The 13,176-nt window shown below is 56.7% G+C and carries 9 protein-coding genes; 6 read left to right on the top strand and 3 right to left on the bottom strand.

Annotated features, from left to right (window positions below; translation table 11 throughout):
* The first annotated feature begins 18 nt into the window (after positions 1-18).
* Together Q0650_RS12465 and Q0650_RS12460 are read left to right on the top strand one after the other, a co-directional pair.
* Positions 19-903, top strand: a complete 885-nt coding sequence (locus tag Q0650_RS12465; protein ID WP_298819436.1) for a GNAT family N-acetyltransferase — start codon at positions 19-21, stop codon at positions 901-903.
* Between the two features lie 12 nt (positions 904-915).
* Positions 916-1,479 (top strand): SH3 domain-containing protein, encoded by a 564-nt coding sequence (locus Q0650_RS12460; protein ID WP_298819434.1) that lies wholly within the window; start codon positions 916-918, stop codon positions 1,477-1,479.
* A gap of 114 nt (positions 1,480-1,593) precedes the next feature.
* Here the strand turns inward: Q0650_RS12460 and Q0650_RS12455 are convergent, their stop codons facing one another.
* Positions 1,594-2,715 carry a glycosyltransferase family 1 protein gene (locus Q0650_RS12455; protein WP_298819432.1) on the bottom strand — a complete coding sequence of 374 codons (1,122 nt, stop codon included), beginning with the start codon at positions 2,713-2,715 and terminating at the stop codon, positions 1,594-1,596.
* A 92-nt stretch (positions 2,716-2,807) separates the two neighbouring features.
* Positions 2,808-3,377 (bottom strand): helix-turn-helix transcriptional regulator, encoded by a 570-nt coding sequence (locus tag Q0650_RS12450; RefSeq protein ID WP_298819430.1) that lies wholly within the window; start codon positions 3,375-3,377, stop codon positions 2,808-2,810.
* A 375-nt stretch (positions 3,378-3,752) separates the two neighbouring features.
* Here Q0650_RS12450 and Q0650_RS12445 point away from each other — a divergent pair, with 375 nt between their 5' ends.
* The 4 genes from Q0650_RS12445 to Q0650_RS12430 all read left to right on the top strand — a co-directional run bounded on the left by Q0650_RS12445 (position 3,753) and on the right by Q0650_RS12430 (position 10,356).
* On the top strand, positions 3,753-5,789 hold the full coding sequence (locus tag Q0650_RS12445; RefSeq protein ID WP_298819428.1) for a S9 family peptidase: 2,037 nt from the start codon (positions 3,753-3,755) through the stop codon (positions 5,787-5,789).
* Positions 5,790-6,061: 272 nt separating this feature from the next.
* Positions 6,062-6,493 carry a MarR family winged helix-turn-helix transcriptional regulator gene (locus Q0650_RS12440; RefSeq protein ID WP_298819426.1) on the top strand — a complete coding sequence of 144 codons (432 nt, stop codon included), beginning with the start codon at positions 6,062-6,064 and terminating at the stop codon, positions 6,491-6,493.
* A 63-nt stretch (positions 6,494-6,556) separates the two neighbouring features.
* Positions 6,557-8,482, top strand: coding sequence for an ABC transporter ATP-binding protein (locus Q0650_RS12435; RefSeq protein ID WP_298819424.1), 1,926 nt, complete (start codon positions 6,557-6,559; stop codon positions 8,480-8,482).
* Positions 8,479-10,356 (top strand): ABC transporter ATP-binding protein, encoded by a 1,878-nt coding sequence (locus Q0650_RS12430; RefSeq protein ID WP_298819422.1) that lies wholly within the window; start codon positions 8,479-8,481, stop codon positions 10,354-10,356. The genes Q0650_RS12435 and Q0650_RS12430 overlap by 4 nt, the downstream gene beginning before the upstream one ends.
* Before the next feature lie 56 nt (positions 10,357-10,412).
* Here Q0650_RS12430 and Q0650_RS12425 read toward each other — a convergent pair whose 3' ends face one another.
* Complete coding sequence (locus Q0650_RS12425) at positions 10,413-13,151, bottom strand: clostripain-related cysteine peptidase (RefSeq protein WP_298819420.1); 2,739 nt, start codon at positions 13,149-13,151, stop codon at positions 10,413-10,415.
* Positions 13,152-13,176 lie beyond the last annotated feature (25 nt).

Genomic DNA, 13,176 nt, shown 5'->3' with positions numbered 1-13,176 from the left:
ATGTATGGTAGCACAGGTATGTGGCCATTTCGCAAACTTATTGACCCAGAAGAAACGGTGGTTCGCGCAAGTCAGGCGGCTGATGTCACTGCTGTCAGTCACCTTTTGCGCGCTGCCGGACGACGATTCGTGGCGATGAGCGGCAATGAACTGTACACTGCGGTGGAAGCAGGGCGAGCAGTAGTGCTCGAACATCGGCGCGATCTGGTTGCGGTAGCCGCGCTCAGTCGTCCAATCACGCGCGTTGCCTGGCTGCGTGCCTTCGCTTGCAGTGATCGGATTCAGATCCAGCTAGCATTTAACCAGATCGCGCCAGCGCTGGAAGAACTGGCCCGTAGTCAGGCAATTACCCAACTCTACTACGCTGGCGACGATCAGTCTGATCAGTGGTTTCGCCCATTACTCGAAGGGACCGGCTACTATCACCACACCGATGTGATTGTCTATGAAAAACGCGGGTGGGAAATTCCAGCCGACGGTAACCCTGATGTGCAAGTTCGCCCTGCCCATTCCGTTGATTTAGCCGAAGTGTTGCAACTCGACGCGCGCTGCTTCGAGCCGCAATGGGTAAAAGACGAAACGGTATTAGCGCCGGCAATTGTTGATGGTTCATTTTTTGTGACTGCCGAACTCGACGGACGGATTGTAGGATACAGTTACGCCACCAGCCATTTTGGCGGTCGGCTGGCGCATCTGGTGCGTATTGCCGTTGATCCTGAACATCGCGGTCGCGGCATTGGCGCGCGCCTGTTAGCCGAATTCGTCACCTATGCGGCTGAAATTGGCGCCGGGTTGCTCACTCTCAACACCCAGGCATATAACCACCATGCCCAGCGGCTTTACCGCTGGTTTGGCTTTACGCCAACCGGCGAGCGTCAGCCGGTGTTATGCCGCTGGTTGTAGAGAGGGAGAACTGTGCAACGTAAACATGATCCACGTGATTGGGATCGGCTATTTGCGCGCCGACGCCGTCGTGGACCGCTCGCTGTGTTGACGATCGCCGTGATCGGCGGCGTGCTGGTGTTGGGATTAATTGGCCTCACCCCCTTTTTGATCGAGCAGATTGAAGTGAGTCGGGTGGTTGCCAACCAGACACAGATTGCGATACAAACTCGTGAAGCGCGCGCGACTGCTCAGCAAGCGGCAACCCAGAGCGCAATCCCCACTGCAACCGCCACTCCTACCCTTACTGCCACTCCACCTCCGCCAACCAACACTCCGGAACCGATCATTGGACGCGCGCAGGTGATACAGGGTGGAAACATTCGCAGCGAACCACGGATAGCCCAGGAAACAGTGATCGGTCAGGTGTGTGTTGGCGACCGGGTAGAGTTGCTCGCCGAGCGTGCCATCGATGGCAATAACCGCTGGTACAGGTTGCGCGTGATCGAAATCAGTGGCAACTGCGTGCCGCAACGAGTCAGCGTCGGCACGGAGGGATGGGTGAGTGCCACCTTGCTCAGTCAACCTGAACGATAGCAGGAGCTAACGGAGCCGCGACTACGATGGCGAGATAGAGGCTGAAATCCGCCAGCGAAGTTCATCTGCCCCCATTCCAGACTTGCGCCGCGCTTACGGATGCGCGCCAACGCGCTACCTGATCTGTTCGTATACAGCCAGAGTCGCCTGCGCAGTAGCCTGCCACGAAAAGCGCGCAGCCTGACGCAGACCTCGGCGGGACAACAGCTCGTACAGATCGGGCGAACGCAACACGCGCAAGATACCTTCGGCGATCTCATGCATACTGTGCGGATCAACCGTCAATGCCGCTTCATCCACTACTTCCGGCAGACTACCGGCATAGGCGCAAACCACCGGTGTGCCACAAGCCATGGCCTCGAGTGGCGGCAGGCCAAACCCTTCATACGAAGAGGGGAAGACGAACAGCAATGCGCCACTGTAGAGCGCCGGTAAATCAGCGTCGGCCACATTGGATAACACCTTTACCCGCGCGCTCAACCCTCGCTCGGCTGCAATCGCTGCCGGCAGCGGATACTGCGGATCAAACTTACCGGCGATAACCAGCATCGTATCAGCATAGCGCGCTGGTAAAGCGGGAATGACTCGTTCCCAGGCCCGAATCAGGCGATCGATATTTTTGTGCGGCTTATTTGAACCAACGTACAATACGTAACGTCGCGGCAAACCGTACCGCAATCGCACATCGGTAATCTCGTCAATCGGCTGAGGGGCAAATGTCGGCGCTGCGGCCAGCGGTGTCACGGCAATGTGTTCACGGGGAATACGCAGATGGAAGGCAAGATCATCACGCGAGACGGTAGAAATGGTGATCAGGCGCTGCGCACTCTGAACTGCAAGGCGTAAAGACCATCGATAGAATCGCCGTCCGCGTGGACTGAGCGTTTGCGGATACCGCAATGGCAAGACATCATAAATAGTTACCACCGAGTGACAAGGCAAAAGGTACGGTTTAACAATATAAGGCGAATGGAGCAGATCAAGACGCCAGCGTCGAGCCAATAATGGAACTTCAAACTGTTGACCAAGGGCGAAGGGACCACTGCGCACCGGAACATATTCGACTGCATCATTGGCGAGAGACGGGAGCGATTGGCCGGCATTGACCAGGACGAACAGACGATGCGAGCGGCAAAGATCGCTCAGCGCCGGCAAGAGCGAGGTGATATAGCGACCAATTCCAGGAAAGTGATCGGTGGCGTAACGAGCATCGAAGCCGATGCGAAGTGGCGACATACCTTTCAAGTTTCAAATCCAACAGCTCGCAACGAGACAGTAAGGGCGGGTTAGTCACCCGCCCACCACCACACAGACTATTGCGCGACTGTCTACAACTCCTCGGCGAGCAGCGAAGCGATGTAGGTCAACGTCGCGCGCCGCCCCTGCGGATGCAGCCGTCGCCACAGATTGAGCAACCGCTGTTCAGTATAGGCCGTAATCACCGCTTCATCGTGAGCTGCATTCAGCGCAGGCATCGGCGCCGGCGTCGCTTCGACAGTCGTCTCAAGCGCCGGGGCAGCGGCTGGAGCAGGCGCCAATTTGGCAGCGACAGGCGCTTCGCGCTGCGGCACTTGTGGCAACGTAGTGCCACGTTGCTGCAACTCAGAGGCAACGATCATGTGAGCGACGGCGAGCGTATCGGCGTTCAGTGCCTCGGCCAGTTTCATCGCATTTTCAGGATCGGGTGTGGTTTGGCCATTCAGATAATTCTTCATCGCGCTATCGCTGATCTTGGTTGCCGCACACAAACTGGCGCGCGTGAAGCGACCCTGCATCTGGTTCTTCAGCCACTCACCGAACGGCTCAGTTGCATAAGGCAATAATTCAGCTCGTTCGCGCACTTCCTCTTCCGAGAGATTTAATACTTTTGCTATTTGCTCAACAGTTTTGGAGCGCATACGCGAGCACGATCCGGCATCAAACAGATACGAGCGAAGCGTGGCGACACTAAGCCCTAACGTGTCTGTGAAATCGGCTAATGACATATGCTGTTGCATCGCCGCGTGGAAGAGAAGCACAGAAAGTGGCAGTTTTGATTCAGACGGGCTCACCAGAGACAATCCTTTCTTTGTCAGAAGTTCTGATCCAATGATTACACAAGAAATAGTGAAAATTATCCTTGCTAATGTTGGATTATAATGGAATATACCTAAAGTGTCAAGGTTTATCGGTACACTCTTACTTTATCTTGCAAAAACCTCAAGCAACATCGACCGGGAAGTATGTTACAATAGCAACTAATCAACATCGGTTTTATAATCGTAGGACTGCCCATGACAAACTCAACCCCCGATCGCTTCACGATTGATGATCTTTATGAATTGGGCTGGCTGGAAGATCCCCGCCTTAGCCCTGATGGACGAACAGTAGCAGTCGTGTGGGTGACCGTGGATCGCCTGAGCAACGGCTATCGCCGCCAGATTGCCCTCGTACCGGTCGATGGCGGTTCGGTGCGACGGTTTACTCGCGGCAAGAATGACCGTCAACCACGTTGGAGTCCTGATGGCAAATGGCTGGCTTTTGTGTCGAGTCGCGATGATGAGCGCGGGCAGATTTATCTCATTCCGGTTGATGGTGGCGAAGCGCGCCAGCTTACCACGATGGCGAATGGCGCCAGCGATCCGGCCTGGAGTCCGGATGGGCGGCAGATAGCATTTCTGTCACCGGTAAACCTGGCAGAACAGGCGCGTGAAGACGCTGGCGAACTGCCGCCACCGCCAGCCGATGCCTGGGAAGCGCGCCGCGCCCGTGAGCAACGCCAGCACGAAGAAGAGATGCGCTTTGATCCTCGCGTCGTGACCAGATTGCCGTACCGTAGCGGCACCAGCTACTTCGATGATCGGCGACGCCACGTGTATGTGGTCGAGATTACAGACGATGAGACACCGGCAAAGCCGCGTCGCCTCACATCGGGCGATCTGCACTACAGCGCACCGGTCTGGATGCCTGCCGGCGATGCTTTGCTGAGCACCGCTACCCGTGATCCCGAAGCCGACTCGCTCTTTGCCTATTATGATGTCATGCGCATTCCACTCGATGGATCGCTGCCTCAGGCTCTGACCAATCCCGGTTTTTCATACTTCGACCCACAACCTTCGCCCGACGGTAGTCAAATTGCCTTTTTACGACTTAACGAAACCCGCCTACTCGGCGAAGGCCGTCGGATTGCAATTATCCCGGCGATCGGCGGCGAGCCTCACGATCTCACTGCGCATACCGATCTGAATGTTGAACAATTCCACTGGCAACCTGATGGGCAAGGGGTGTTCTTTAGCGCCGGCTGGCGTGGAGATGCCCATATCTACCAGATTGGGTTGCCAGGCACGCCAACCTACCGCAATGGCGCCATTCTGGTCGGGGGACCGCGTATTGTGAGCGAATTTGATGTTGGCCGTGACGGTAGCGTTGCTTTTGTTGCCGGCAGCGCCACCAATCCGTGCGATCTCTTCTACCGCAGCGCTGATGGTCAAGAGCGTCAACTGACGGCAATTAATGAGCGGTTGCTCAAGCAGCGGATCATTGTGCCGATTGAAGAGCTGGTTTACCTTGCCCCTGATGGCAGTGAAGTGCAAGGCTGGACGTTGCATCCGCCTGATTTCGACCCGACAAATCGCTACCCCCTTGCAGTCTACATTCACGGCGGGCCACATATCATGTGGGGGCCGGGGTTCCGCTCAATGTGGCACGAATGGCAGGTAGCGGCAGCTCGTGGCTATGTAGTCTTCTTTTGTAATCCGCGCGGGAGCGAGGGTTACGGCGAACTCTGGCGCGACGCTATCCGCGGCAATTGGGGCGAAGCCGATGCCCCCGATATTCTGGCCGGGATTGATACGCTCGTGGCTCGCGGCTACATCGATCCCAATTGCATCGCTGTCACCGGTGGCTCGTATGGCGGTTATATGACGGCATGGTTGATCGGGCACGACGATCGTTTTGCCTGCGCCGTTGCTGCCCGCGGCGTCTATAACCTGCTCACCCAGCATAGTACCAGTGATGCCCACGAATTGATTGAGATTGAGTTCGGCGGATTTCCATGGGAATTGTACGAGGAATTGTGGGACCATTCACCGCTGGCCCACGCCCATAAGATCAAAACGCCATTACTGCTCTTGCATAGCGAGCTTGATTATCGAGTACCGATTAGCGAAGCCGAACAGCTCTTCGCCATCCTCCGTCGCCAGAAAAAAGTGGTTGAGCTGGTGCGCTACCCTCGCGAAGGGCATGAACTGACGCGCAGCGGCGAACCTCGCCACCGCGCTGACCATATGCGGCGAACGCTCGAATGGTTTGACCGCTATTGCAAGGGTTGACAACCAACGATCGCATCGGTAGAGCCGCAATACCACGCGGCTCTATTAGTGTTGATGGCAAGGTATCGCGCCATCACACTCGCCTGGACTGACCATCTCGCTCTAACATACCTGCGTGTGTCACGCCGTGCTCTCTCAGGATGCAACCATCCCGCCTCTTGCTCAATTCTCATTTGACAAATCAAATAATATCGCGGTACGATACTCTTAGTTTGTCTAACTAATGTTTTGAGACAAACCCGGTACGCTCGCAACGAAAGCAACGATGTGTTATGGATGCGGTCACTCTGGTCAATGCTCACCGCCTCTTGCGCTTGATCGACTGGATGCGAGCCAACCAGCCGCGCAGCCCGCTCATGCAGAAACTCAATGAGTGGGGTTTGTCGATGTCGCACCTGCGCCTGCTCAGTCTGCTGGCGCCCGATCACGAGCAATCGATGCGTGAGCTGGCCGATGCACTCGGAATCACGCCACCATCATTGACTGCGCTCACTCGTCGATTAGTACAGAATGGCCTGGTTGCCCGTCGTCCACATCCGGCTGACAGTCGGATTATGTTGCTCTCGTTAACTGAAGCTGGCAGGCAACTGCATCGCGATCTGGAGACCGAGCGGGTTAACCGTATCGGACGGTTGCTGGCCGGCTTGCCGCACGCTGAGCAACAGATGTTTCTCGATCTTTTGGAGCGAGCTATTCGCGCCTGACAAACCGGGAAAACCGCGCCCCTGGAAGCGTAACTCTGGCATCTTGATAACTGGAACGTTGCCATGCAAGCCAATCGTGTCGCCTCATCACCGGTCAATCGACCGACTCCTGGCGCGTTGATACGCGCCATTCGCTACCTCAGCAAACAACGCCGCACTGTAACCATCGCCTACGGCGCGCTGGTGATTGCTACCCTGACCCAACTGGCTGTGCCACAACTCGTGCAGAATATGATCGATGCAGTGACCCGCAGCGTGATCGCAACTCGCATCCTCACCGAGGTACCGGCGGCATTTCAAGCTGCCGCTGCCGCTCAGGCCGGTCTCACGGTTGATCAGTTACAGCGCGACGCGGCCAATGCCGAAAGTATTGTGATCAATGCTGCCTTGCTGATCCTGGTCTTTGCCGTCATGCGTGGGGTCTTCTCGTTCTTGCAATCGTTTATGGCCGAACGCACGTCGCATGGACTGGCGTTTGATTTGCGCAATGCGATTTTCAGCAAAATTCAACGCATGTCTTTCAGCTTTTACGACCGCAACCAGACTGGTCAGTTAATGGTGCGCGCAACCGATGATGTCGAGCGAGTGCGCACGTTTGTCGCTCAGGGTTTGGTGCTGGCTGCTCAGTCGCTGCTGTTGTTAACCGGTGCGCTCATCGTGCTTGCCTTCACCAACTGGCAATTAACACTGGTTATTGTGCCACTCCTGCCGATTGCGCTGGCCATCTTTTTTGTCTTTGGCCGAATCAGCCAGCCTCTGTTCGCCGAAGTGCAGGCCCGGCTGGCCCGTCTTAACACGATTTTGCAAGAGAATATCGCCGGTATCAAGGTGGTCAAAGCATTTACCCGCGAGCCTTACGAAGAGCAACGGTTCGATCAGGCAGCAACGGCATTAATGGCGCAGCAGATCAAGGTCAATCGAATCTTTGCCTTTCTCTTCCCGCTTATTTTTCTAATTGCCCAGCTCGGTCAAGCCGCAATCCTCTACTTCGGCGGTCAGCAGATTCTCAACGGTACCCTCGCTTTAGGTGAGTACCAGAAGTTTAGCCTTTATCTGGTTTATGTCTTCTTCCCACTTGGCCAGCTTGGTTTCATCATTGCGTTGCTGGCTCAGGCCGGCGCTTCAGCAGCGCGTATTTTTGAGGTGCTCGACGCCCAAAGCGAGATTGTGGAACGCCCAAATGCGATTGTCTTGCCACCGGTGCAGGGCCGGGTTGAGTTTCGTAATGTCACGTTTCGCTACTTCAACAGCAGCGCCCCGGTCTTGCAAGATGTCAGTTTCGTGGTCGAACCAGGCCAAACTGTCGCCCTGCTCGGCGCGACCGGCAGCGGTAAAACATCGATTATCAACCTGATTCCACGATTCTACGACGTGAGCGAAGGGGCAGTCTTGATCGATGGCTATGATGTGCGCGATGTTACGATTGATAGTCTGCGCAGCCAGATCGGGATTGTGCTGCAAGAGACCAATCTGTTTAGCGGCACCATCCGTGAAAACATTGCTTTCGGTCGTCCCGATGCCAGTGATGAGGAGGTGATTGCCGCAGCGAAAGCGGCAGCGGCGCATGATTTCATCGTCAGTTTTCCCGACGGTTACAACACTCGCGTCGGCGAGCGCGGCATGACCCTCTCTGGCGGCCAAAAGCAGCGCATTGCCATCGCTCGCGCGCTCTTGCTGAATCCGCGCCTGTTGATTCTTGACGATAGCACCAGCAATGTTGATGTCGCGACCGAAGCCTTGATCCAGCGCGCGCTCGACCGACTGATGCGCGGACGCACGAGCTTTGTCATTGCCCAACGGATCAGCACTGTGCGCAACGCCGATCTGATCCTCGTGCTCGATAAAGGTCGGCTGGTTGCCAGTGGCACGCACCATGAGCTGCTGGAAAACAGCCCGATCTACGCTGAAATCTACGCTTCACAGTTGTTTGAAGATGCGCCACTACCGTCATCCAATGGTCAGTCTAACGAAGGAGCACCCGCGCTATGATGGGAGGATTAGGCGGCCCTGGCCGTATGCTCAATACTGAAGTGCAAAAGCCAAAGCATGTGTGGGCAACTATTGCGCGCTTCTGGCCCTATTTTCGCCCTTACTGGTTTGCTGTGGCGCTGACACTCATCTTGATTACGGCCAGCGCGCAACTGCAAGTCACTGCGCCTGAGCTGATCGGGCAGGCAGTGGATTGCTACCTCTTCCCACGAGCTGACGCTTGCTGGTTTACGGTTGTCGATCCCGCTGCAACCGGCGCTGATCGCATGAGTGGACTGGCCACGCTGACCGGCTTGCTGCTGGTTGTGTTTATCGGTGGCGCCTTCCTGCAAGGACTGGCGTTCTTTAGCATGAACTGGGTCGGTCAACATGCCCTGCGCCAGATTCGGGAAGATGTCTTTTCCCACATCCATCGCCTTTCGCTCGGCTATTTTGCCCGCAATGAAGCCGGAAATGTGATGAGCCGCATTACCAGCGATACTGACACAATCCAGCAGGCGCTCAGCTTTGCCCTGTTGAGCGTCGTAAACGGCATCTTGCAAATCGGGTTGACGATCAATGCAATGCTGCAAAGCAACTGGATCTATGCACTGATCAGCCTGAGTGTGGTTCCGTTTATGGCGCTGGCGACCGTTTACTTCTCAACTCAGGCCCGCCGCGCTTTCCGCGCCAGTCGCCAGCAGATGGGTAACGTCAATGCCGGTTTGCAAGAGAGTATCGCCGGCGCGCGCGAGGTGCAGGCCTTCAACCGTGAAACTGAGAGTATCGCTCAATTCGAGCGGGCAAACGCCGCCAATCGCGACGCCAACATTCGCGCTGCCAGTTTCACCAGTGCGCTCAATCCGGTTCTGGAAGCATTGGGGTTTGTCGCTATTGCGATTGTTGTCGTGGTTGGCGCGCTGAGTATGTTGCGCAATGCCCCACTCTTCGGCACCGCCATGATCTCGCTCGGCACAATATTTGCCTTCATCCAATATGTGCAACGGTTTAACCAGCCTATTCAACAGATCGCCTCGCTCTGGACGAACGTGCAAAATGCGATTGCCGGGGGCGAACGAATCTTTGGCCTGCTTGATGTCCGACCCGATCTGGTTGACGCTCCTGATGCCCGACCATTGCCGCCGATTAAAGGCCGGGTCGCTTTTGATCGGGTCTGGGCCGAATATAAGCCGGGCCAGCCGGTGCTGCGTGACATCAGCTTCGTGGCTGAACCCGGACAGACGATTGCCATTGTCGGGCCAACCGGCGCCGGCAAAACGACCCTGGTCAACCTTATCCCACGCTTTTACGACGTAAGCGCAGGGAGCGTTACGATTGACGGTTTTGATGTGCGCGAGGTAACGGCGGCCAGCCTGCGCTCCCAAATCGGCATTGTGTTGCAAGACACCTTTTTGTTTGCCGATACAGTGATGAACAATATTCGCTATGGGCGCCTCGATGCCAGCGACGAAGAGGTGATTGCGGCAGCCAGGCTTGTCGGGGCAAACGAATTTATTGAGCGGTTACCCGATGGCTACCAGACCATCCTCGGTGAACGCGGCACCGGTCTGAGCCAGGGACAACGGCAATTGATTGCAATTGCCCGCGCAGCGTTAGCTAACCCGCGCATCCTGATACTCGATGAGGCGACCAGCAGTGTCGATACCCGCACCGAGCGCGTCATTCAACGCGCCTTCGATCAGATGCTTACCGGTCGCACCAGCTTCGTCATCGCTCACCGGCTGAGCACGATACGCAACGCCGATCTGGTGTTGATGGTACAAAACGGACAGATTGTCGAACGCGGCACACACCAAGAACTGCTGGCGCAGCGAGGCCCGTATTACGAGCTGTACCGGCAACAATTCGCTGCCGGCGTAGAAGTGAGTGGGTAACGCGGTATGAAGGAGCAGTTGCTCATTACCCGCGCAACCGACGCGCAACTGCCCCTTCATTCGTCATTCACCTGCCGACTGACAATCGGCAAATACCGCTCATAGGCAATCGGCCTGCCGACAATCAACGGTAAACCTGTGCCACCAGATGGCGCCGCAGTAACGCCGCCAATCCCAAACAGACGATCAGCGGCCAGATAGCGCCGCAGAAACGCGCTCCAGCTATCGGTTTGGCCCCGGTAAAGCAGGCGCTCTACCAGTAGCGGCTGCGCACCCAGCAACGATCGATGGGGGAAGAATTCGGCCAGACCGGCGCCGGGCGGCAACGAAGGTATGCCAATCCCTCCTTCCGCTTGCCGACGAGCGGCGATCACGAAGGGTGACGAACCACCCATAGCCGCAGCCAGAGCTTCAGTTGCTGCGCGCGCAGCGGCTAGCTCGCTTGCCTGTAGCGCAGGCGCCGCCGCCAGGAGCGCAGTAAAATCTCCCAGATCGATGAATGCATCTTCTGGCGCGTCATATCGGTCGCCAGCCAGATCTCGCATCTCATCGCCTAAACCATTCCCTGAAGTATCGTAGATCACACTGTTCGCGCGCACTTCAACGAACAACAATTCCATTGTTGCGCGACGCTCGTTCCAGACCTCAGACAGCTCGGCAGCCAGTGTATCGCGCGCGGAACGCACTGCATTGACTCGAGCAAGATCAAACGCAGCCATCGCATATTCGCGCAACACACCATCAGCGCGAACGGCAGATCCGTATAGCGCTGGTAAATCGATGGCAACTGCGCGTGGATCATTACTACCGGTCGTTGTCAACCGATTGAGAACGCGATTGAGCCAGGCAACGCGCCAGAGTTGACCGGGTGGCGCAACTAGGTAGCTGGCAGCGGGAGCCAGCGCCGTAGCCATCGTGAGATTGGCGGTCAAAGGCGCTTGCATCAAAACCAGATCGATCCGTTTGCCCACAGCAGTCGTTGCCTCGGTCAAAGCCGTGCCCAGCGCAGCAATACTCATAGCTGGCGCGCTGGCAGTTGTTTCATCACTCCCAAAGCCCAGCGCCGGATGCGCCGGCCCCACCAATACTAACATGACGCGGTTGGCCGGAAATGCTGTCAAACCGTATTCAACAAACGCGCGCAGCGTGGCCGGATCGGCACTATTCGGCTCGAGCTGGCGGCGGCAATCCACCGCACTGCCGCGCAACGCACAAATCTGGCCGCCGGTATCGCCATAGCCATCAAACCAGGTCACGAGAGAGATGTTTGGATAGGATGGCGCCAGCGCGCGCAGGCGCTCTAATTCGACAACAGGTTGCGCCACAGCGCTCAGGCGCATCTGATCGCCCAGCGCATTGTCAGCCGCAACGTAGATGAGCACTGTCCAGTTCGCAGAGGCGGCGCCAGGCAGCAGCCCTTCATCGCTTGAGAATTGCGCAGGCGGGGAAGATGGCGCAACGGTAAAGGTGATGGTGTGTTCGGCAAAGCTGTAGCCAAATGCCGGATATGCCGCCGTGCCACGATTATCGCGCGCGACCGCGTACCAGCGGTATGGATAGTTGTAGCGGAGCGGCATTGCAGTAAAATTGGCCGGCGTGAGATCGAAGAATGGCGCCGTGGATAGTAGTGGTGGACTGCACACTTGCGGCGGCATACCGGTTACCGAATCGATCAATCCCGGATCGTAGAGACAGATCTGATACTCTTCATCGTCGATACCGCGCGGCTCAATCCAGAATCGCACCGGATTCTCATCATTCAAGACCCGCTGCACACCCGGTGGCGGATCGAGCAATTTTACCGTGCTTACTTCAAGATCGAGATCGGTTACTTCCTGACCAGCGGCAAGCGAGGTTATCACCGGCCCGGCCAGCACTCCCAACCGCTGATCATCACGACCGGCAGTAAGCGGTTGATTGGCAAACCAGACCTGATACAATGCGCCAGCAGACAACGGTGGCACATCAAATCGATAGCGAAAACCATCATCGGTCAACGCGACCTGAGCTGTTGCCACTACCTGTTTGCCACTGCTATCATAACGGAGCAACAAGACTTGCGCGTTACTGAGATCAGGCGCCGCGCGATTCTGCTGCGTCACCCGTCCGCCAAGGGTCGCTGTAGCGCGACGGCAAACCTGCGCTTCGATCTCATCGAACGAAATACTGAGCGCAGCGCTATCATTCACTCCGCGCAGCGTGATCATGAACAGCGCGGAGCCGGCCTCAACCAGCGGCCCGACATCGGTTGCCGCCCAGGTAAAACTGCGCCAATTGCCATCAGCTCGCCCACTAAGGGGCAGATCAACAGCAAAAATCCTTCCCGATGGCGTCGGATTGTCGGGCAAATTGAGCGATACGGTAACCGTATCGCCTGGCCCTAAGGCGCCAGGCGCGATGCGATATTGCAGTGACCCGATCACCTGTTCGGTATTTGCCGGCGCGGTAAAGGCCTGCCCGAAGGCGTCAACATCAACACTGCCATCGCTCACTCCATCGTCATCCTCACGGAGCAGGATGGCCTGCGGCGGCGAGAAGACTTGCGCGCTGGCACTGGTAAAGACAACTTGTGGCAGAATGGTTTGCCAGGGCGAGGTAGCCGACGGACGACTAATAGAGGAATCAAGCAGGGCGTCGGTACATATCAAACTGGTCGGTTCAGGTGGCGTATCGACGGCTGCCTCGAGACGTGATGGTAGCCCTGCTATCAACAAAACCACGCAAAGCAATAGAGCGAGCAAGCGACTGCCAACAGCAATACATCGCGTTGAAGTCTGGTACAATACAGAAACCATGCGCCACAACTCCGCTGGAGGCGAT

Origin of the sequence: uncultured Chloroflexus sp. (genome assembly GCF_937129525.1) — a bacterium.
GTDB lineage: Bacteria > Chloroflexota > Chloroflexia > Chloroflexales > Chloroflexaceae > Chloroflexus.
The sequence above is the reverse complement of the archived record's forward strand: the minus strand, read 5'-3'. Positions and strand labels throughout refer to the sequence as shown.